General features: G+C 68.5%; 18 protein-coding genes. 13 read left to right on the top strand and 5 right to left on the bottom strand.

What is annotated here, in order from left to right:
* The first annotated feature begins 8 nt into the window (after window positions 1-8).
* Genes ALI144C_RS31850 through ALI144C_RS31825 form a run of 6 tightly spaced genes read left to right on the top strand, consistent with a single transcriptional unit; the run spans window position 9 to window position 6,713 of the window.
* A complete protein-coding gene (locus ALI144C_RS31850) occupies window positions 9-980 on the top strand; it encodes a phosphoribosylaminoimidazolesuccinocarboxamide synthase (protein ID WP_076990863.1) in 972 nt (323 codons plus the stop codon).
* 6 nt (window positions 981-986) lie between these two features.
* Window positions 987-2,357: an adenylosuccinate synthase gene (locus tag ALI144C_RS31845; protein WP_076990862.1), complete on the top strand. Its 1,371-nt coding sequence runs from the start codon at window positions 987-989 to the stop codon at window positions 2,355-2,357.
* The gene (locus ALI144C_RS31840) at window positions 2,357-3,652 is read left to right on the top strand and encodes an amidohydrolase family protein (RefSeq protein ID WP_083753560.1); all 1,296 of its coding nucleotides are present in this window, start codon (window positions 2,357-2,359) and stop codon (window positions 3,650-3,652) included. The genes ALI144C_RS31845 and ALI144C_RS31840 overlap by 1 nt, the downstream gene beginning before the upstream one ends.
* Window position 3,653: 1 nt before the next feature.
* Window positions 3,654-4,745 (top strand): LLM class flavin-dependent oxidoreductase, encoded by a 1,092-nt coding sequence (locus tag ALI144C_RS31835; protein WP_076990861.1) that lies wholly within the window; start codon window positions 3,654-3,656, stop codon window positions 4,743-4,745.
* Window positions 4,745-5,482 carry an acetoacetate decarboxylase family protein gene (locus ALI144C_RS31830; RefSeq protein ID WP_076990860.1) on the top strand — a complete coding sequence of 246 codons (738 nt, stop codon included), beginning with the start codon at window positions 4,745-4,747 and terminating at the stop codon, window positions 5,480-5,482. The genes ALI144C_RS31835 and ALI144C_RS31830 overlap by 1 nt, the downstream gene beginning before the upstream one ends.
* The gene (locus ALI144C_RS31825) at window positions 5,475-6,713 is read left to right on the top strand and encodes a CaiB/BaiF CoA transferase family protein (RefSeq protein WP_237774411.1); all 1,239 of its coding nucleotides are present in this window, start codon (window positions 5,475-5,477) and stop codon (window positions 6,711-6,713) included. Before ALI144C_RS31830 ends, ALI144C_RS31825 begins: the two co-directional genes overlap by 8 nt.
* Before the next feature lie 11 nt (window positions 6,714-6,724).
* Here ALI144C_RS31825 and ALI144C_RS31820 read toward each other — a convergent pair whose 3' ends face one another.
* Both ALI144C_RS31820 and ALI144C_RS31815 read right to left on the bottom strand, forming a co-directional pair.
* Window positions 6,725-7,279 (bottom strand): TIGR03086 family metal-binding protein, encoded by a 555-nt coding sequence (locus ALI144C_RS31820; protein ID WP_076990858.1) that lies wholly within the window; start codon window positions 7,277-7,279, stop codon window positions 6,725-6,727.
* 3 nt (window positions 7,280-7,282) lie between these two features.
* The gene (locus tag ALI144C_RS31815; protein ID WP_076990857.1) at window positions 7,283-8,473 is read right to left on the bottom strand and encodes an MFS transporter; all 1,191 of its coding nucleotides are present in this window, start codon (window positions 8,471-8,473) and stop codon (window positions 7,283-7,285) included.
* Between the two features lie 131 nt (window positions 8,474-8,604).
* Between ALI144C_RS31815 and ALI144C_RS31810 the strand changes: the two genes are divergently transcribed.
* The 3 genes from ALI144C_RS31810 to ALI144C_RS31800 are packed head-to-tail and all read left to right on the top strand — an operon-like array spanning window position 8,605 to window position 12,025.
* Complete coding sequence (locus tag ALI144C_RS31810; protein WP_076990856.1) at window positions 8,605-10,761, top strand: xanthine dehydrogenase family protein molybdopterin-binding subunit; 2,157 nt, start codon at window positions 8,605-8,607, stop codon at window positions 10,759-10,761.
* Window positions 10,758-11,207, top strand: a complete 450-nt coding sequence (locus ALI144C_RS31805; RefSeq protein WP_076991015.1) for a (2Fe-2S)-binding protein — start codon at window positions 10,758-10,760, stop codon at window positions 11,205-11,207. The genes ALI144C_RS31810 and ALI144C_RS31805 overlap by 4 nt, the downstream gene beginning before the upstream one ends.
* On the top strand, window positions 11,204-12,025 hold the full coding sequence (locus ALI144C_RS31800) for an FAD binding domain-containing protein (RefSeq protein WP_076990855.1): 822 nt from the start codon (window positions 11,204-11,206) through the stop codon (window positions 12,023-12,025). The genes ALI144C_RS31805 and ALI144C_RS31800 overlap by 4 nt, the downstream gene beginning before the upstream one ends.
* 15 nt (window positions 12,026-12,040) lie before the next feature.
* On the opposite strand, the gene ALI144C_RS31795 is transcribed toward ALI144C_RS31800, so the two are convergent.
* Both ALI144C_RS31795 and ALI144C_RS31790 read right to left on the bottom strand, forming a co-directional pair.
* Window positions 12,041-13,099 (bottom strand): acyl-CoA dehydrogenase family protein, encoded by a 1,059-nt coding sequence (locus ALI144C_RS31795; protein WP_076990854.1) that lies wholly within the window; start codon window positions 13,097-13,099, stop codon window positions 12,041-12,043.
* A gap of 14 nt (window positions 13,100-13,113) precedes the next feature.
* Window positions 13,114-14,229 (bottom strand): acyl-CoA dehydrogenase family protein, encoded by a 1,116-nt coding sequence (locus tag ALI144C_RS31790; protein WP_076991014.1) that lies wholly within the window; start codon window positions 14,227-14,229, stop codon window positions 13,114-13,116.
* A 400-nt stretch (window positions 14,230-14,629) separates the two neighbouring features.
* Between ALI144C_RS31790 and ALI144C_RS31785 the strand changes: the two genes are divergently transcribed.
* The 3 genes from ALI144C_RS31785 (at window position 14,630) to ALI144C_RS31775 (ending at window position 17,193) form a co-directional block, all read left to right on the top strand.
* A complete protein-coding gene (locus tag ALI144C_RS31785) occupies window positions 14,630-15,181 on the top strand; it encodes a phosphoribosylaminoimidazolecarboxamide formyltransferase (protein WP_076990853.1) in 552 nt (183 codons plus the stop codon).
* Window positions 15,182-15,191: 10 nt separating this feature from the next.
* Window positions 15,192-15,884, top strand: a complete 693-nt coding sequence (locus ALI144C_RS31780; RefSeq protein ID WP_076990852.1) for an HAD family hydrolase — start codon at window positions 15,192-15,194, stop codon at window positions 15,882-15,884.
* 286 nt (window positions 15,885-16,170) lie between these two features.
* Window positions 16,171-17,193: a hypothetical protein gene (locus ALI144C_RS31775; RefSeq protein ID WP_076990851.1), complete on the top strand. Its 1,023-nt coding sequence runs from the start codon at window positions 16,171-16,173 to the stop codon at window positions 17,191-17,193.
* 64 nt (window positions 17,194-17,257) lie between these two features.
* Here ALI144C_RS31775 and ALI144C_RS31770 read toward each other — a convergent pair whose 3' ends face one another.
* Window positions 17,258-17,653, bottom strand: coding sequence for an HIT family protein (locus tag ALI144C_RS31770; RefSeq protein ID WP_083753558.1), 396 nt, complete (start codon window positions 17,651-17,653; stop codon window positions 17,258-17,260).
* Between the two features lie 662 nt (window positions 17,654-18,315).
* On the opposite strand from ALI144C_RS31770, the gene ALI144C_RS31765 reads away from it, so the two are divergent.
* A complete protein-coding gene (locus ALI144C_RS31765) occupies window positions 18,316-19,437 on the top strand; it encodes a cytochrome P450 (protein WP_143230991.1) in 1,122 nt (373 codons plus the stop codon).
* Window positions 19,438-19,557 lie beyond the last annotated feature (120 nt).

The raw sequence follows: 19,557 nt of genomic DNA, 5'->3' as shown, positions 1-19,557 counted from the left end.
GAGCAGTTTTGCCGAAGAGCTTCTCCACCAAGAACCTGCGCGTGCTGCGGGAGCCAACCGGTGACCGCGCCGGCGCGGGGGTGTTCGAGTTCACCGACGACTACTCGATCTTCCACTTCGGCAAACTGCCCGACGCGATCCCCGGCAAGGGCGAAAGCAGTTGCCGGATCGCGGTGTTCAACTTCGAGATGCTCGCGGCCGAGGGGGTGCGCAGCCACTACCTCGGCTTCCGGCCGCCGCGTGGCATGGAGTTCACGTTGCTGCGCAGGCTGGATCCGGCCGTCCGGCCGTTGCGCCCGGATGACGTCAACCACCTCGTGCCGCTGCAGGTCATCTTCCGCAACACCATCCCGCCGGGGTCCTCGGTGCTGCGGCGGATCGAACTCGGCAGGCTGACCCCGGCGGACATCGGCCTGGACGCCGCACCCGGCCCCGGCACGGTGTTGTCGAGGCCCGTCATCGAGTACACCACGAAACTGGAGGAGATCGACCGGTTCATCACCCGGCCCGAGGCCGGGGCCGTCGGCGGTCTTTCCGACGACCAGCTCACCCGGCTCGAAGCGGTGACCCGGCTCGTCGACGAGGTGATCACCGCGCACGCCGAGCACCTCGGGCTCGTGCACGCGGACGGGAAGGTGGAGTTCGGTCGCGACGACAGCGGCGAACTCGTCCTCGTCGACCACGCCGGGACACCGGACGAGGCCCGGCTGCTGCTCGACGGTCACCACGTCGGCAAACAGGTGATGCGCGACCACTACGCCGACACCGGGCTGCAGGGCCAGGTCGAAGACTGGGTCCGAAGTGGACGGCCGAGGGAGACCTGGCCCGCACCGGACCCGCTGCCGCGTGAACTGGTGGAGCTGGCCGGTGAGATGTACCGGTCGCTGTGCGAACTGTGGACCGGCACCCGGATCTGGGGTGCGCGGGATCTGGACAAGGTGATGGACCGGCTGGCGTCGATCACCCCGGCTGGGAGGTAACCGGGCATGGACGTGATCATCGTCGGCTGTCAGGCCGGGGACGAGGGCAAGGGCAAGTTCACCGACATCGCCAGCCGCGGCGCGTACGCGGTCGTGCGGTACCAGGCCGGTCCGAACACCGGGCACACGGTCGTGGTGGACGGCCGCGAGTACCGGTTCGTGCAGTTGCCGTCCGGCGTGCTGCAGGGTTGTGTCGGCGTGCTGGGCAGCGGGTGCGTGATCGAGCCGGTCTCGTTGCTGGCCGAGCTCGCCGAGTTGCGGGCGGCCGGGCTCGACCCCCGGTTGTGGATCAGCGAGACCGCGCACGTCGTGTTCCCGTACCACATCGACCAGGACGGCGCCGAGGAAGCGTGGCGTGGCGCGGAGGTCGCGACGTCCGCGGCGACCGGATTCGTCACCGGCACCGGTCGGATCGGGACCACCAACCGCGGTGTCGGCCCGTGCCGGGAGGACAAGGTCGGCCGGATCGGGCTGCGGATGGTCGACCTGCTCGACGAAACCCTCCTTGAGGCCAGGCTTTCGCGGCTGGTGCCGTTGAAAAGGGCTCTGCTGCACCATGTTTACGAGCGTGAGCTACCCACGACCACGGTCGAGGAGGACGTGGCGAGGCTGGTGGAGCAGTACGGCGCGGCGGGCCGTGAACTGGAGCCGTGGCTGTGTGACGTGCCGGCGTGGCTGCGGGAGAAGCGAGCCGAGGGACGGCACATCATCTACGAAGGCGCCCAGAGCTTCAACCTCGATCTCGAGCAGGGCACGTATCCCTATGTGACGAGCGGGTACTGCGGTGCCGGTGGCGTCACCGTCGGCACCGGCACCTCACCCGCGCACGACTTCAGCGTGCTGGGTGTGGCCAAGGCGTACATGGTGCAGGTCGGTGGCGGCCCACTGGTCGGCGAGCTCACCGGCGATGTGGCCGAGCACCTGATCACCCGGGGCAAGGAATGGGGCACGGTCACCGGCCGCCGTCGCCGGGTGGGCTGGTTCGACGTACCACTGGCACGCCGTGCGATCGAGACGGAAGGCATCACCGAGCTGTGCCTGACCAATCTGGATGTGCTGGCGGGCCTGCCCGAGGTGCGTGTGGTGTCCGGCTATGAGATAGACGGCCGGGAAGTGGCCTCCTATCCGGTGCGGCTCAAGCAAGTCGCGGCGTTGACCCCTGTCGTGCGCAGCCTCCCGGGCTGGCCCGATCAGGACTGGCCACGGGTCGCGGCGCGGGGTGCCGGTGCGCTGCCCGGCGAGGCACTGCGGTACGTCGAGTTCCTGCAGTCCCTGCTCGGTGTCCGGATAACCGCCGTGAGCGTGGGTCCGGACCGGGCCGACACGATCCACCTGTCCGGACCGTCGGTGCTCGCCGACCTCGCCGGTGCCACGTGATGGAGAACGGGGCGACGATCACCAACGCCCGCGTCCCGCAGCGCCGTCCGGAGGCCACGTCGGACCGCAGGTTGATCGTCGCGGACCGCGTGTGGGACGGCCGGGCGGCACACCCGCTGCAGGACGGGTTCGTGCTGATCGAAGGTGACCGGATCGGCGCGGTGGGCCGCGTCGCCGAACTCGGCGACTCGATGACGGCGCTGCCGAGGATCGACTTGCCGGGCACCACCGTGTTACCCGGGCTGATCAACGGTCACGTCCACCTGGCGCTGTCCGGTTCGTCCCGGCCGGTCCGCGACTACCTCAAGGACGCGCGGACCGGGATCGCGGCGCTGACCGTGCGCGCTGTGCGAAACCTGCGGCTGGCCGTGGAGTCCGGCGTCACCACCGTCCGGGATCTGGGGATCGTCAACGAGGTCGGGTTCACCGTCCGGGACGCGGTGGCCGACGGTCGCATCCCCGGGCCGCGGGTGGTCACGAGCGGGCAGCCGATCACGGTCACCGGCGGTCATTGCCACTGGTTCGCGCACGAGTGCGACTCCGCCATGGACATCCGGGTCGCCATCCGCCGCCAGGTGCGGGACGGCGCGGACTGGATCAAGCTGATGCTCAGCGGCGGCAACCTCACCCCCGGCACGAATCCGCTGGCGCCGCAGTTCAGCCGGGACGAGCTGCGGGCCTGTGTGGCGGAAAGCAGGCGGTTGCGGATGCCGGTCGCCGTGCACGCCTACGATCCGCAGAGCATCCGGTGGGCCGCCGAGTGCGATGTGGACACCGTGGAGCACTGTCTGTTCGAGACGCCGGAAGGTGTCGGCTACGACCCCGCGACGGCGGATCTGATGGCCGAGAACGCAGTGGCGTTCGTCCCGACCGTCAGCGGTGCGTTGCGCCGCGACCGAGAGGGACCCGCACCGGTCGCGAAGAGGGTGCACGACAAGCAGACGTCCATCCGCGAGGTGTTCCGCAAGCTGCTCGCCGCGGGGGTGCCGATGGTCGCCGGATCGGACGCGGGGGTGCCGGAACGGGGTTTCGGGGACTACCCGGCGGACTTGGCCGCGCTGGTCGGCGCGGCCGGGATCGGGCTGTCGCCGCGGCGCGCGCTGATCGCCGCCACGTCCGGCGCGGCCGAGCACCTCGGCCTCGCCGACACCGGCGTGCTCGAACCGGGCCGCCGCGCGGATGTGCTCGCGGTGCGCGGCGACCCCTTGCGCGACATGACTGCTCTCGAGCAGCCGGAGCTGATCATGGCAGCGGGCGTGCGGGTGCCGCCGCCGAGCGTTCACCAGGAGTCTTGAGATGAAATTCGGGATCTTCTTCGAACTGTCCGTCCCCCAGCCGCTGACCCGCGCCGACGAGACCCAGGCCTACCAGGACGCGCTGGAACAGGCCCGGCTCGCCGACGAACTCGGGTTCGGTACCGCGTGGGCGGTCGAGCACCACTTCCTGCAGGAGTACTCGCACTGTTCTGCGCCGGAGGTGTTCCTCACCGCTGTCGCGATGTCGACGACCAGGCTGCGCGTCGCGCACGGCGGGGTGGTCTGCGTGCCGCAGATCAACCATCCCATCCGGGTCGCTGAACGGGCCGCGGCGCTGGACATCCTGTCGGGCGGCAGGCTCGACGTCGGCACGGCGCGGGCGGCGACGTTCACCGAACTCGGCGGGTTCCTGGCCGACCCGGACTCGACCAAGATGTCCTGGGACGAGTTCGTGCACGTGCTGCCCCGGTTGTGGACCGAGGAGCGAGTGGCCTACCAGGGCACGACGTTCTCGTTCCCGGAACGCCCGGTGGTGCCCAAGCCGACGCAGCAGCCGCACCCGCCGCTGTGGGTCACGGTGACCTCGCCGGGAACCGAGCGGGACGCCGCCGACCGCGGCATCGGGTGCCTCGGGGTGGCCGCGGCCAGCTTCCGCGAACAGGAGCGGCGGACCACCGAGTACCGCAAGCGCATCCAGCAGTGCGAGCCGGTCGGCCACGTCAACGACCAGATCACCACCCAGAACTACCTGTTCTGCCACGAGGACGACGCCACCGCCGGCCGGGTCGGCGGAGCGATGTTCACCCAGTTCGGCCTGCTCAACAGCCACCTGTTGTGGGCGCGGGAGGTCTACCCGACGCGGGCGTACCAGTCGCTGGGCAACCTCGCGGCCGGTGTGGTGGCGACGGCCCGCGACGACAGCCCCGGCCAGCGGCGGCCGGTGCCCGACGGGGTCGCGATCGGCGCGCCGGACCGGATCGTCGAGGCGATCAAGATCTGGGAGTCGATCGGTGTCGACGGCATCAACTTCGTGCTGAACACCGCCAACGTCATCCCGCAGGAGCAGGTGCTCGACAGCATGCGGCTGTTCGCACGAGAAGTGATGCCGCACTTCACCGAGGAGAAGCATTGATGCTGAGCGGAACAGCCGACCCCGTCGCCATGGCCGGCAGCGCGCCCGTGGTGTCGGCCATGGCCACCCAGCCGCTTGAGTGCCGAGGCGCGGAGCTGATCCAGATGATCTACGAGGTCGGCAGCGCCCCGCGGCAGGCGGTGCTGCCGCCCGCGCTGCACCCGGTGAACCCGGCGGCCATCACCGTCAGCGTGCTGACGGTCGGCGAGAGCGACGCAGGCCCGTTCACGCTCGCGGAGACCAGGATCGTGTGCCGCAGCGGGGTGCGCAGCCGCGGCTTCCACGTGTCGTGTTTCGTGTCCGAGACGGACGTCGGGAACCTGCTCGCGGACCGGTGGGGTTTCCGGGTCCTGCCCGGCGAGGTCGAACTGTCGCGGCACTACCACGGCACGACCGCCGTGGTCCGCCGGGACGGCGTGACCGTGTTGGACATGCGGCTGCTTGGTCCGCAGGTGTTGTCCGCCGGGGACCTGCAGTTCACCGACGCCATGCATCTGGCCCACACCCCGCACGGGGTGCGGCTCATCCAGGTCGAACGGACTTACGAGGTGGCCGAGGTGGTCCGTGGTCGTCCGCTGCTGACCACCTTCGACGCGGCGGCGTGGGGTGAGCCGAGGCTGACCCCGACGCATCCGATCTCCGTGGTGTCGCTGGCCGGAGCGGTCACGTTCCGGCCGGTCCGCTACATCTGCGATCCGGCCGTGAACGCATGGGAAGGAACACAACGCGTTGGCTAGCCACGAAGAACCCTCGCACCTGCGAAGCCACGAGCGGGCCGCGCCGATGCGGCCGGACCCGACGGGCCCGTTGCGCGGCCTGCGAGTGGTGGACCTGACCAGGGCGGTGTCCGGGCCGTTCTGCACCATGCTGCTCGCCGACCTTGGCGCCGACGTGGTCAAGATCGAGCCGCCGAGCGGTGATCTGCCGCGGTTCAGCGGCCCGTTCACCAAGGACGACACCGAGCGCGGCATCGGCGGGCTGTTCGGCAGCATCAACCGCAACAAGCGCGGTATCGTGCTCGACCTGACCACTCCGGACGGTCGGGACACGGTGCTGCGCCTGGTGGATCGAGCGGACGTGCTCGTGGAGAACTTCCGGCCCGGCGTGATGGAACGGCTGGGCCTGGCGTACGAGGAGTTGCACGCTCGCAATCCTCGAATGGTGTACGCGGCCATCCGGGGCTTCGGTGACCCGCGCACCGGCAAGAGCCCCTATCTGGACTGGCCCGCCTACGACATCGTCGCGCAGGCGATGGGCGGCATGCTGAGCATGACCGGTCCGACCGAGACCGAGCCGATGCGGACCGGGCCGACCATCGGCGACCTCTACCCGGCGATCCTGGCGGCGGCCGGTCTGCTCGCGGCCTTGCACCACGCCAGGGAGACCGGTGTGGGCCAGTTCGTCGACGTGGCCATGATGGACTCGGTGCTCTCGTTGTGCGAGACGGCGGTCTACCGCTATTCGTACACCGGGGTGGTCACCAGGCCGTCCGGGAACAGCCACCCGCAGCTCGCGCCCTTTGACATCTACCCGACCAGGGACGGCACCTGCGCGATCGCCGCCCCGACGAGCAAACACTGGCAGCTGCTGTGCCAGGTGATGGGCCGGGAAGACCTCATCGACGACGAACGGACCAGGGCGAACCTGAACCGCGTGACGAACGCGGACTTCGTCCGGCAGCTGATGACCGACTGGACGACGCAGCGAACGACGGCCGAGATCGTGGCGGCGCTGGGTGGCCGGGTCCCGGTCGGGCCCGTGAACGACGCGGCGGACCTGTTCGACGACCCGCACGTGCACGCCAGGAGGATGCTGGTCGCGGTGGAGCAGGCCGGTGACGCACGGCCGGTGGTCTACGCCGACTGCCCGCTCCGCTTCACCGAGACACCGGCCGGGATCTACCGCAGGCCGCCGCTGCTCGGCGAACACCAGGACGAAGTGCTGGCCGAACTCGACGACGAGCGGTGACCGTGGCCCGGCTACGACAATCGGCCGGTCAGCGCGAGCAGACGCTGCTGCGGGCCGGCCCCGGCGGGCGCGTCGACCGACGCGAAGCCCCAGGCGGTGCGGACTTCAGGTCGTTCGATCAGGGAAAGGCACGGCTCGACGAGCCGCTCCGGCAGCCAGTCGTCCTGCCCGGTGGCCCGTGCGATGTCCCAGCCGTGGACCAGGACGTCGATGAACCGCTGCCGGGCGTAAACCCGGCCGGGCCGTTGCCCGTACGACAACGGCCACAGGCGTTCCATCGCGTCGGTGGCGCCGAAGGCCTCGACCGCGGCGGCCACGGACGCCCGGTGCGCGCCGATCGGGTCGTCGCCGAGCAGGTCCCCGTCCAGGCTGTCGCCGACTTCGGCGATGGTCCGGCCGAGGCCGATTTCCCGGACCCACAGATTTCCGGACACGAGGTGGCCGACCAATTGCCGGACATTCCAGTCCGGGCACGGCGTTGGGTCGGCCCAGTGCGACGGCTGGATACCGGCGACGAACCGGTGGGTGTGGTGTTGGGCTTCTTCGTGAAGGGATCGGACGTCCATGAATCACCCCCGCAATGGTCGGTGAAGCGAGGCCCGCAATACGATTGTGCCGAGAGCGCAGACCACGAGTGCGGCGGGCACAATTGCCCACCAGCCGTCCGCGCCGAGTACCACCAGGCTGAGCAAAGGCGGACCGGACAGCGCGCCGATACTGCCGATTTGGGCAAGCAGCCCATTGGCCAGACCGATGTCGGACGGCGCGGCGACCACATCCGGAATGGACGCGAAGATCGCCGCGATGACGAATTCGTTCGCCAGTGCGATGAGCACCGCGCCCGCCATGCAGACCACGACCCCGTCGAGGTCGAAGAACACGATGGCGGCACCGACGGGCATGAGCAGCGTCGCGAGGAACACCCGGCGCGCGGGCACGCCGCGGCTGAGCAGCCAACTGCCGTAGAACCCCCCGGCGACGCCGATGAACGACACCGCGCCGGTGATCGTGCCCGCGGCCGCGATGGACAGGCCCTGCGTGTCGTGCAGGTAGGTCGGCAGCAGCGACACGATCGCGACTATCGTCCCGCTGACTGTGGCCAGGCCACCGGCCAGCAGCAGCGGACGGCCAAGCCTGCGCAGGCCGCCCGGCCGCGCGGCGGCCGGTTCGGGTGGCAGCCCGGTCGCCGCGCGGCCGAGCACCAGGACCGCGGCGATCCCGGCCAGTGCCAGCACCACGGCGTTCGCCACCAGCCACCAGCGCCAGCCGAAGGCATCGGAGACCACGCCGCCGCCGAACGACCCCACCGCCAGCCCGACCGGGAGGAACGTGCCCCAGATGGCCAGCGCCGCGGTCCGGCGGGTGCCCTCGCCCATGGCGATGATCAGCACCGGGGCGGCCACCACGACGGTGACGTACCCCAGGCTTTCCACCATCCTGGTGCCGAGCAGGAATCCGTAGCCGCCCGCGCGGGAGCCGAGGAAACCGGCCACGCCCATCAGCACGCAGCCGCCGAGCAGTGCCAGCCGGAGGTTCAGCCTGCCGATCAGGTGGCTGATCGGCACGCCGAGCAGGGCCGCCACCGCGGTGGTCGACGAGGTGACCAGCGCCATCTCGTCGAGCGACAATTTCAACTCGGCGCTGAGCGTGGGGGAGATCGGCGCCATTTTGCCGAGACTGGTCGCCGCGAGTATCCCGCAACAATAGATCAGGACGAACCGTGACCAATAGCGTGACCCGCCGGACGATATCGCTGTCAAGCCGCCATCAGGCTGAAGTGGCGATTTTCCCTCGGTCAAGCCGGATGCTCCCTTCGTCCGGTGTTCACCGTATCCCGGTGGGCGCGCGTCGGACAATGCGACAGGCAAACGCGAATTGTGGGTGAGGAGAGTTGGCTCGTATCGAGGATTGGGCGCTGATCACTTCTGGTGGCCGGTACGTCGAGGATGTGCGGGATCCCGCATTGGCCGGTTGCCGGTACGGCGCGTTCGTGCGCAGCCCGGTGGCGCACGCTCGGATCACCGGGATCGACGGGTCCGCTTGCCGGGCCGACGTGTTCACCGCCGCTGATCTCGATCTCCCTCCGGCAGGCAGGGGGCCGGTGGTGCAGCCCTGGCTTGCGCGGGATGTCGTTCGGTACGTGGGCGAGCCGGTTGCGCTCGTTGTAGCCGATGATCGTCATCGGCTCGCGGACGCCGCCGCAGTCGTCCGGGTCGGCTACGAACCGCTGGAGCCGGTGATCGGCGTCGAGCAAGCGCTGGCCGGTGAGGTTCTGTTGTTTCCTGAAACCGGCAGCAATGTCGTGCGCGTGCATGGCACGTCATTCGACGGCGCGGGTTTCGAGGGCTGTGAAGTGGTGGTCACGCGCACGATCGTCAACCAGCGGCTGGCGCCTTTGCCGCTGGAGGTGCGTGGGGCGGCTTGCGTGTGGCTCGCCGGTCGTCTGGTTGTCTGGCTGCCTACTCAGAACGCCCACGCGGCAAGGGATCTGATCGCGGCCGCGCTCGGGGCTCCGGTTCGGGTGATCACTCCGGATGTGGGCGGCGCCTTCGGTGCCAAGATGGGGGCCGACCCCGAGGTGGTGGTGCTCGGCTGGGCTGCCCGGCGGCTCGGCCGTCCGATTCGCTGGACCGAGACACGCAGTGAGAACCTCGTCGCGATGACCCATGGCCGGGGTCAGCGGCAGACGATCACCATCGGCGGGCGCCGAGACGGTACGGTGCTCGCTTTCAGGCTCGACGCGGTGCAGGACGCCGGTGCCTACCCGCGATCCGCGGCGAAGCTCCTGCCCAAGTTCACCTGCCTGATGGCCGCAGGGGCCTACCGGATTCCCGTGGTGGAGGCCCGTGTACGGGCTGTGTTGACGAACACCACGCCGGTGGCTTCCTATCGGGGCGCGGGGCGGCCGGAGGCAACCGCCGCCATTGAGCGGGCGATGGACTTGTTCGCGGCCCGGATCGGTATGGATCCCGTGGCGGTCCGGCGGATCAACTTCATCCGTTCGTTCCCGTACACAACGCCGACTGGCGCGTGTTACGACTCCGGTGACTACCACACCGCGCTTGACCGGGTGCTGGCCGCGGGCGGATATCGGGAGTTGCGGGCCGAGCAGGAACGTCGCCGTGCGGCCGGTGACGTCGTGGCTCTGGGACTGGGAATCGGCTGCTATGTGGAGGTCACCGGTGGTGGCGGCGTCGGTGAGGGTGCTCGCGTGGTCGTCGGCCGGGGTGGGGTGGCGACCGTGCACACCGGTAGTTCGCCGCACGGGCAAGGACTTGCGAGCACGCTCACCATGCTGGTGTCCCACCGGCTGGGTGTTGACCAGGTGATCGTGCGGCACGGCGATACTGACCTGATCGCCAGGGGTACCGGGACTTTCGGCTCGCGGTCGCTGCAGTACGGCGGTTCGGCCGTGTCTCGCGCTGTCGATCTTGTCGTCGATCGAGCTCGTGACCGGGCGGCGGACATGCTGGAGACGGCGGCTGGGGATGTGGAACTCACCGCCGGGGTATGGCGGGTTCGTGGGGCACCTTCGTCTCGTGGGTTGACCTGGGCGGAGTTGTGTTCCGCGGAGGAACTCGCCGCGGATGTCTGGTTCGACGACGCCGAGCCGACTTACTCGTTCGGTGCGCACCTGTCGGTGGTGGAGGTCGACACCGAGACGGGCCGGGTTGTGCTGCGGCGGATGGTCGCGGTGGATGACGCCGGCCGTGTGATCAATCCGGAGACCTGCGTGGGGCAGCGGCACGGCGGCTTGGCGCAGGGGATCGCGCAGGCGTTGTTCGAGGAGGTTCGTCATCACCCGGATGGGAGCCTGGTCGACGGGTGCTGGGGCGTCGGCGCTTCGGAACTGCCCGATTTCGAGTTGCTCGACATGGCCACCCCGACCACGAGAAACCCGTTGGGTGTCAAAGGCATCGGTGAGTCGGGCACGATCGGGTCGGCGCCTGCCGTGCAGAACGCGGTGATCGACGCGCTGAGCCACCTCGGGGTCGACCATCTGGACATGCCCGCGTCTCCGATGCGAGTGTGGCAGGCGATCTCATGAAGGTGACGATCGAGGTCAACGGCACGGTCACCAGCCATGATGTCGAAGACCGCACCTTGCTCGTGCACTACCTGCGGGACACGCTGGGGTTGACCGCGACGAACGTCGGTTGTGACACAAGTGCTTGTGGGGCTTGCACTGTGTTGCTTGACGGCGAGTCGGTGAAGTCGTGCACGATTCTTGCCGCGCAGGCATCTGGGCACATGGTCGTGACCTTGGAAGGGCTCGCCGGGAGTGAGCTTCATCCGGTGCAGCGGGCGTTCCGGGAGCGGCACGGGTCGCAGTGCGGGTTCTGCACGCCGGGGATGATCATGGCGGTGGTGTCCTTGCTCCGTGACAACCCGAAGCCTGATCGGGACGAGATTCGGTTGGCGCTGAAGGGGAACCTGTGTCGCTGCACTGGGTATCAGAACATAGTCGACGCGGTTGAGGCGGCCGGGTCGTGATTCCGGCGCCTTTCGACTATCGGCGGCCCGGATCGGTCGCTGAGGCCCTTGAGCTGCTCGCTTCGCCCGGCGCGGCCTTGCTGGCGGGTGGGCATTCCCTGCTGCCGTTGATGAAGCTGCGGGTTGTCAGCCCGGACGTCCTGGTTGATGTCGGCGCGTTGGCTGAGCTCCGCTATGTCCGGCTCGATGGTGACACTGTCGAAATCGGTGCTCTCACGCGGTTCTGCGACCTTGTGGTGGACCCGGTGATTCGAGAGCACGCGCCGCTGCTTGCGCGAGCGGCGAGTTCGGTGGGGGACAGGCAGGTACGTCATCGGGGCACGATCGGGGGGTCGCTCGCGCATGCGGATCCCGCGGCGGATGTTCCCGCGGCGGTGCTGGCTTGTGGTGGGGTCGTGATGGTTCACGGGCCGGATGGAGCGCGGCGGGTCCACACACGGGACTTCTTTCTCGGTCGGTGCCGTACGGCCTTGGGGCTCGGCGAGATGATCGTTTCGGTTCGGGTGCCGCGGCAGACGCACTGGGGTTTCGAGAAGTTCACGCGACGGGCGCTGGAGTGGGCATTGGTCGGTGTTGCGGTTGCCGGGGAATCGGTCGTGCTGATCAACATGGGTGACCGGCCTGTGCGTGCTGGCGTCACGGAGGCTGCCCTGCGGCAAGGGGCGAGCATCGAGCAGGCGGCTGGGCTTGCCGCGTGGAACACTGATCCGGTGGACGAGCCGCATGCGAGTGCCGGTTTCCGGCAGCACTTGGCTCGGGTGCTCACGCGGCGGGCTTTGCAGCGGGCTGCCGGTCGCGTCCCTGGTGGACTGTCGTGACAGTGCGGTGGTCGGTCACTCGGATGTGGGCAGGTGCAGGATCTCTTCGGCTATCGCGGTCCGGCGGAGTTCGCTCGTGTGGGGGTCGATGGTGGCCGCTCGGCTGGACAGGAACAGGGTTTGCCAGGTGGTCGAGTGCTCGTCGGGCTGGACCGTGGTGGCTGGACCGGCGATGTCGATGGCGATCTCGCCGAAGTGGCGTCGGAACTCGGTGGTGAGCAGGCGTTCGGTGGCTTGGAGGGCGACGGTGTTCTCGCCCGCCGACATCGCGGTGACCAGGCGCATGGTGTGGGCACGGATCAAGGCGATTCTGCTGTAGGCCCAGGCCAGGCGCTCACGGACGCCGGGGTCGTCGGCGCGGCCGGTCTTGCGGGCTTCCCGGACGAGTTCCCAGAATTCTGCTTCGAACTTCGCGTTGGCCGCGGCCAGGCCGCTGGGGTTCGCTGCCGTCATGGCTGGGGGCCAGCTGCCGGTTACGCCGCCGATGACGTGGGTGCGGGGGACGCGGGCGCCGTGCAGGAACACCTCGTGGAACTCGGGCGATCCAGTCATCGCGGGTGTCGGCCGGATCTGGATCTCGCCGGTCATCGGGACCAGGACGAGGCAGACTTCTCCACCGGTTTCGCACAGGAGGCACAGCATGTTCGCCTCGGCCGCTCCGGCGACCCAGGTCTTGTGGCCGTGGATCACCAGGTCGTCGCCTGTTCGTGCACCGTGGGTCGTTGCCGATGCCAGGTCGGAGCCGTGGTCGGGCTCGGAATAGGCTCGGCAATAGCGGTCTGCGCCGGAGATGATCCGGGGGAGGAACCGTGCTTTCTGGTCGGCGGTTCCGTGCTGCAGGATGGCGGGGCCGACGAGGTGCTCACCGACGCCGCGATGGATGAGGGGGACGCAGGCCTTCGCGCATTCCTCTTCGAAAACGAACACCTCGGCCGGGCTCAGGCCGGAACCTCCGTGGGCGGGTGGCCAACCTGGGCAGATCATGTTCGCTGCCAGCAGACTGCGTTCCCATTCGCCGTCGTGCGCGGTCCGCCGGATCCATTCGCGGATTTCTCGCCGGAACTGGGCGAGCATCTCTCACCTCCGAGTCAGATGCCGATCCGCTTGGCCAACTGCTCACGATGGTAGGCGGCGTCGCCGAACAGCAGCTCGCTGCTTTTCGCGCGTTTGAAATACAGGTGGGCCGGGTGCTCCCATGTGAATCCTATGCCGCCGTGGATCTGGATGTTCTCCGCCGCGGCCTGGAAGTAGGCCTCGGAGCAGTACGATTTGGCAAGGCTGGCCGCCACCGCCGTTTCCGGGCTGTTCTCGGCGGCCGCCCAGCCTGCGTAGTAGGCTGCGGACTTCGCCGATTCCACGGCGACGAGCATGTCCGCGCACTTGTGCTTGATCGCCTGGAAGCTGCCGATCGGGCGGCCGAACTGAACGCGGATCTTGGCGTATTCGACCGACATCTCCAGTACTTTCTGGGCGCCGCCGACTTGCTCGGCGGCCAGTGCGATGGCCGCGAGATCCAGCATCTGCCGCACGGCGGGCCAGCCCTTGCCGACTTCCCCGACCAGGCGGGCCGGTGTGCCGTCGAAGGACAGGCGGGCGAGTTTACGGGTCTGGTCAAGGGTTTCCGACGGCGTGGCCGTGTAGCCGCCGTCGCCTCGGGAGACCGCGAAGATCGACACGCCGGTCGCCGCCCTGGCGACCACCAGCACCAGGTCCGCGGTGTGGCCGTCCACGACGTAGTGTTTTTCGCCGGTCAGCCGCCAACCCGCTGCTGTGCTGGTCGCTTCGAGGGTGATTTCGGCCTCGCCCCAGCGTCCCCGTTCTTCGGCCAACGCCACGGTGGCGATGACTGAGCCGTTGGCGATGACCGGCAGGAAATCCCGTTTCGCGGATTCATCCGGTGTTGCCAGAAGCAGGTTCGCCGCCATGGCCACAGTCGCGAAGTAGGGTGCGCAGAGTAGCGCCCGGCCCATTTCCTCGAAAACGATCACGAGTTCGGCATAGGAGTACCCGGCACCGCCGTACTGCTCTGGGATCGCGATGGCGGTCAGGCCCAGTTGCTCGGTCAGTTGCTTCCAGACTGCCGGATCGTAGCCGTCCGCTGACGCCATCAGGTGACGTACCGCACCCTCCGGAGACCTGTCCGCGAGAAAGCGGCGTACCGTGTCGCGCAACTCGTCCTGCTCGCGAGTGAATGAGCGGTCCATGATCACTCCTGTCGGCACTGCGCGGCGATCACGTGTCAATCTAGCCTCCAGCGCAGAGCTCCCGAAAGCTGTGACGCCCCGCGACCATGACTATTCTCTGGTGATTCCGGGACCAGTTGACCCGGTTGGCGCAACTGCGATGATCGGCATCACCCACCGTGGTCGGAGTTAGGCTGATGGGGTCGACATCGCTCCTGGCCGCCGATACTCTTGAGCGCATTACGGCGGTCGGATAGTGTCGATTTGGAATATGGGTCCGCTCGCCCTGTGTGATTCCGGGATGGCTGCGGACGAATTCGCGGATCGGCAGTGATCCCTGGGGAGGGATTGTGGACGACAGGGACGCCGGGTGCCGTGCCGTGCAGGTCGTGGAGATCGCGATCGCAAAGCGACGGTCAGCGTGATCGCCATCCTCAGCGTCAGCGACAAAACGGGAATCGGCGATTTCGCGGGAGGATTGCTCGAGCTCGGCTGGGAGATCGCCGCGTCCGACGGCACGCACCGGGCGATCGGCCGGGACGTGGGCCGGATCTCGGACCTCGCCCGGATCCCCGCGCTGCTCGGCGGTCGGGTGAAGGCCCTCACGGTGTCCGTGATGGCCGGGATCCTCGCCAGGGACACCCCGGCCGATCTCGCTGAGCTCCAGGCCGCCGACATCCGCCGGATTCATTTGGTGTGCTGCAATTTCGGCGCGTTGCCGGACCGCGCCACGAGCCTCGCCGACTTCCAGGACGCGGTGGACATCGGCGGCCCGGCGATGCTCCGGGCGGCCGCCAAGAACTGCGCGCATGTGATTCCGTTGACCGATCCGGCGGATTACCCGGACGTGATCGCCGCGCTCAACCGGGGTGAAGTCCCGGTCGAATCCCGGACCGCGCTGGCGGCGAAGGCGTTCCGCGTGAGCAGCGACTACGACGCACGGGTCGGCGCGCTGTTCGAGAGTGTTTGCTAACGTCGGCGCAATGGGGATGTCGCGGCAGGTCCTGATCTTCGACGCGGACGACACGCTCTGGGAGAACAACATCCTGTTCGAGCGGGTCATCGCGGACTACCTGGAGTGGGTGGATCACCCGACGCTGAGCCGGGCAGAAGTCCGCCAGGTGCTCGACGACATCGAACGAGCCAACGCGGTGACGCACGGCTACGGCACGAAGATGCTGTTGCTCAGCCTGCGGGAATGTTTCGAGAAGCTCCAGGAACGCCCGCCCACCGACGAGGAACACGCCACCATCGACCAGCTCGCCGCGGCGTTGGTCAACTACGAGATCGAGCTGATGCCCGATGTGCCGGAGACGCTCGACAAGCTCGGCGAACGGCACGAGCTGCTGATGCTGACCAAGGGCAACGCGGAGGAGCAGCAGCGCAAGGTCGACTCGTCCACCATCGCGAACAAGTTCGCCGGGATCCACATCGTGGCCGAGAAACACATCGGCACGTATCACACCCTGATCGACCAGTACCAGTTGAACGTGGCCGACACGTGGATGATCGGCAACTCGCCGCGGTCGGACATCCGGCCCGCGCGCGCGGCCGGCCTGAACGCCGTGTTCATCCCGCATCCGCACACCTGGGTGCTGGAACACGACGAGGTGGACGAATCAGATGACCGAATCCTCACCGTGCACGCGTTCCGCGACCTACTTGACCACTTCTGACGGCCGTCTCTGTTCCTCGCTGCCGATGTCTGTCCAGGATGCGCGAGCGAGGAGAAGCCGTGGGAGGGGTTGACCGTCGACTTGGCGGCTGGGAAACGGGCAACGGGTGGGGGACGCGTGGACGAGCGGTACAGAATGGTGGCAGAACAGTCACGACGGACTCGACTGGCCGCTGGATGGTCGCTGTCGGCACTCGTTGGGACGCCGCGCTGGGGGCGTGCGGCGAACTCGTCGCGCTGCTCGAACGACCGGCCGGGACGAGGCACGAATCGGGGAGGTGTGGACGATGAATCTGGAGCCGGACGGCTCTACCAGGTTCAGCCCGACCCGGCGCGGGGACGTCCCGACGCCCGGCGCGGCCATGCTCACGTTCGGACTCGACCAGAGCCGCGCGTTCGTGGCGGCAAGCCAGGAAACGACCGTCGCCGCCTTCGAGGCGAGTTTCAGGCAACACCGGCAGTTCGGGCAGATCATGAGCCCGGCCGTGGTGCTCCCGGCGTTGATCGCGCAGACTCACACACTGCGCGGCATCGCAGGTGTGGCACGGCCGCCGATGCGAGCACGGTTCTTGCGGTTGGCGTCGCGGTACGCGGAGTACGTGGGGTGGATGACCCAGGAAGCCGGCAACGACCGCGCTGCGATGTGGTGGACGGACACCGCCGTGGACATGGCCATCGCGGCAGGCGACGTCGATCTCGCCGCGCACAGCCGGGTGCGACACGCTTTGATCGCTCTCTACCAGGAAGACGCGACGCAGACGATCGGGCTGGCGCACCGGACACAGACGGATACGAAGGCGCCCGCCCGGATCCGCGGCATGGCCGCGTTACGCGAAGCGCAAGGACATGCCCTGGCTGGTGACGAGCGCCGCTGCCGTGCGACGCTGGATCACGCCGAGCAACTCCTGGATGCCGCGTCCGCCGACGGAACTGACGGCATGGCACTGGGGACGACCGCGGTGTCGGCCATCGGGCCGATGGTGACCGGATGGTGCCTGTACGATCTCGGCCGCCCGGCGCAGGCGGCCGAAACCCTCGACCAGGAGATGGCCCGGTTGCCGGGGACAGCCCGGCGTGCGCGCGCCCGCTTCGGTGCCCGACAGGCGCTGGCGCACGCCGCGGCCGGTGAGATCGATCATGCCTGCGCGTTGTCAGGGGACGTTCTGGACATCGCCGAGCTTGTCGACTCGGCCACCATCCGATACGACCTGCGTCGGCTGGCGCGCACGCTGGGCCGATGGCAGTCGCATCGAATGGTGCGTGAACTGCAGCCGCGGTTGACGATGGCGCTGCACGCGCCGGTTTGTTGACCACACAACACAAGCGGAGCAGTCGCGAGAGCGCGGCGTGTACGATGCAGCCGTTGGTGTGTGCTCATACGTCACCCATGCAGGCCCTCCGGGCCGCACGAGCCTGCTGCTGAGGGGTCCACGGCAGCGGCAGGCCGTCGTCGGCCTGCCGGGGTACCACGTGCACATGGAGGTGGAAGACCGTCTGAGTCGCGCAGCCACCCTTCGACGTGATCAAGTTCGCGGCGGGGAATCCGGCCATCACCTCAGCCGCACGGACCATCACGGCCGCGGTCACGGCCGGATTCGCCCCGGCATCCGGGACATGTACCCGTGACAGGACCAACACGTGGCCACCGGCCACCCCACCACTACGAGGACGGATCGCGACCGCGTCCGGCCACTCCCGCACGACCACAGTCTCACCTGGCCCCTGCCCGGCCGAGATGGCACAGAACGCACAGTTCGTCTCCGTCGCCATCCCCGTATCGTCACCAGGGCGTGTGGAGGAGACGTCAATGCGAGGTGGAGCGGCGCTGGTCACATGTGTTGTCATGACTCCACAGTCGGGTAGAGAAGCCCGCCACGACAGGTGTTGCCCGTTGTCTCCGGCCACAGGGTCACGGACAATCGCTGACAGTCAGGAACGTCGATACCGCACGTGGCCCGTGGATCGCATGTGAGGTCAGGGGGCCACGGTCAGCGGTTCTCCGGGGCTGATGACCCTGACCGGGACGTCGGGGACGAGGCGGCGGGCGGCTTCGACGGGGTCGGTGAGCACGGTCAGGTCGCCGAACTGGATCAGGTACTACGCGCCCGCGACGCCGTGAAGGTGCAGGAGATCGCCGACAGACTGGGCGATCTGCTCATGGACCGCGGAACCGGGCACCACCGAACCCCCAGTCGAACTGCCCGATCCGTCACCGGGCGTCCACATCGACAGTGTTATGCGGCGGGCCCAATGATCCGTGGCAGTCTTGACCGTTGCCTGTCGGGCCGGTGGGCCGGAAAACCCTTCCGGCGGTTGGAGTACCGGATTCCAACACTTCTCGGAAGAGGCCCGCCATTCGGTGGCTTGCCCTGGCAGCACACACAGCGCAAAGCTTCTGTGGTCCGTGAAAACCGGTCAGGCGGGACGAACACGTGGACGAACTGGAGACGCTCGCCGATCTTCGTGCCCGTCACGGGTCGGTCTTCCGGCGTCGGCCGGGCGTGCTCTACGTGGCCGAACCAGCTGAGGCGAAAGCGGTTCTCGCCAACACCGGGTCGCGGTACCGGGAGCATTCCGACTTTTTCCAGACCAGCAAGGGGATCCTCGGGCCGCGCTCGGCGCAGCAGGAGATCGGTCGTGCGGCGCGGAACCTGGTGCGCGACCACTGGATTGCCCAGTCGGACCGGCTGGCGGCGGCCGTCGAGCGGGAGATCGGGCCGGAGAGCCGATGGCCGGACGCGGGAAACCTGTTCCTGTACCGCTGTTTCCGTGACGTGCTGGTGCCGGAGGGCGAACTGCGCCTGCTCGTCGACCAGGTGGTCCGGTATGCGGTGCTGGCTGGTGCGCGAGACCGGCGGTCGGTGCTGTCGCGGGCTGTGCTGCGGGGCAGGGTCCGCCGTGCGTTGGCCGGAGAGCTGTCGCGGCGGCGCGCCCGGGGCGTGCGGGAACCGGCCGACTTGCTGGACGTCCTCGCCGCCGCCACACCGGACGGTTCCTCGCGCACGGATTTGGTGCGGCTGGCGGAAGTGTTCCTGTCCTTGCTGTTCGCGGTCACGGGCTCGACGGGTTTCCTGTTGGGCTGGTCGGTGTACCTGCTGGGCACCGAACCAGAAGCGGATGGTGACCTGGCCGGTGTGGTGCGTGAGGCGTTGCGGCTGTGGCCGGTGGCCTGGAACTTCGGCCGCTTCCCGGTCGAACCCCACCGTCTGGTGGGAACCGAGGTCACGACCTCGGACGAAGTGGTGGTGTGCAGCTATCTCGTGCACCGCGACAGCCGCTTCTGGCCCGACCCCGGTGAGTTCCGCCCAGCGCGGTGGTCGGCCGGTGTGCCGCGGGGCGGCGCGGAGGCGTTCATCCCGTTCGGCTGGGGCGCCCACACCTGCGTGGCGGCAGGCTTGGCGGTACAGGTGGTCGAAGACGTCCTGCGGCTGTTACCACCAGCCGAGCGGTGGCGGGTCGACGCCCACCGGCACCGGCCGCACATCGCGGCCGCGCTCGCACCACCGGACTTCACCCTGTGCACGAACGGTGCCCGCACGGGTGGAGGGAGGTGAACATGGCCAAGATCATCCACGCCGCACTGGTGGCACTCAACATTCGCAAGAGTGATTCCCAGTACCGCTGGTACGTGTACCACCACATCTGATCGGTGCCGGTGGGGAGCGTGGCCTCAC

It is taken from the genome of Actinosynnema sp. ALI-1.44 (genome assembly GCF_001984155.1).
Classification (GTDB): domain Bacteria; phylum Actinomycetota; class Actinomycetes; order Mycobacteriales; family Pseudonocardiaceae; genus Kibdelosporangium.
This window is presented reverse-complemented; position numbering and strand designations above follow the sequence as displayed.

Excerpts from the sequence above, each read along its gene's own strand:
- ALI144C_RS31805 (WP_076991015.1), top strand. The coding sequence starts at position 10,758 with ATGAAGGTGACGATCGAGGTCAACGGCACGGTCACCAGCCATGATGTC.
- ALI144C_RS31820 (WP_076990858.1), bottom strand. The coding sequence starts at position 7,279 with ATGGACGTCCGATCCCTTCACGAAGAAGCCCAACACCACACCCACCGG.
- ALI144C_RS31795 (WP_076990854.1), bottom strand. The coding sequence starts at position 13,099 with ATGCTCGCCCAGTTCCGGCGAGAAATCCGCGAATGGATCCGGCGGACC.
- ALI144C_RS31830 (WP_076990860.1), top strand. The coding sequence starts at position 4,745 with ATGCTGAGCGGAACAGCCGACCCCGTCGCCATGGCCGGCAGCGCGCCC.
- ALI144C_RS31770 (WP_083753558.1), bottom strand. The coding sequence starts at position 17,653 with ATGGCGACGGAGACGAACTGTGCGTTCTGTGCCATCTCGGCCGGGCAG.
- ALI144C_RS31775 (WP_076990851.1), top strand. The coding sequence starts at position 16,171 with ATGAATCTGGAGCCGGACGGCTCTACCAGGTTCAGCCCGACCCGGCGC.
- ALI144C_RS31790 (WP_076991014.1), bottom strand. The coding sequence starts at position 14,229 with ATGGACCGCTCATTCACTCGCGAGCAGGACGAGTTGCGCGACACGGTA.
- ALI144C_RS31835 (WP_076990861.1), top strand. The coding sequence starts at position 3,654 with ATGAAATTCGGGATCTTCTTCGAACTGTCCGTCCCCCAGCCGCTGACC.
- ALI144C_RS31845 (WP_076990862.1), top strand. The coding sequence starts at position 987 with ATGGACGTGATCATCGTCGGCTGTCAGGCCGGGGACGAGGGCAAGGGC.
- ALI144C_RS31780 (WP_076990852.1), top strand. The coding sequence starts at position 15,192 with ATGGGGATGTCGCGGCAGGTCCTGATCTTCGACGCGGACGACACGCTC.
- ALI144C_RS31840 (WP_083753560.1), top strand. The coding sequence starts at position 2,357 with ATGGAGAACGGGGCGACGATCACCAACGCCCGCGTCCCGCAGCGCCGT.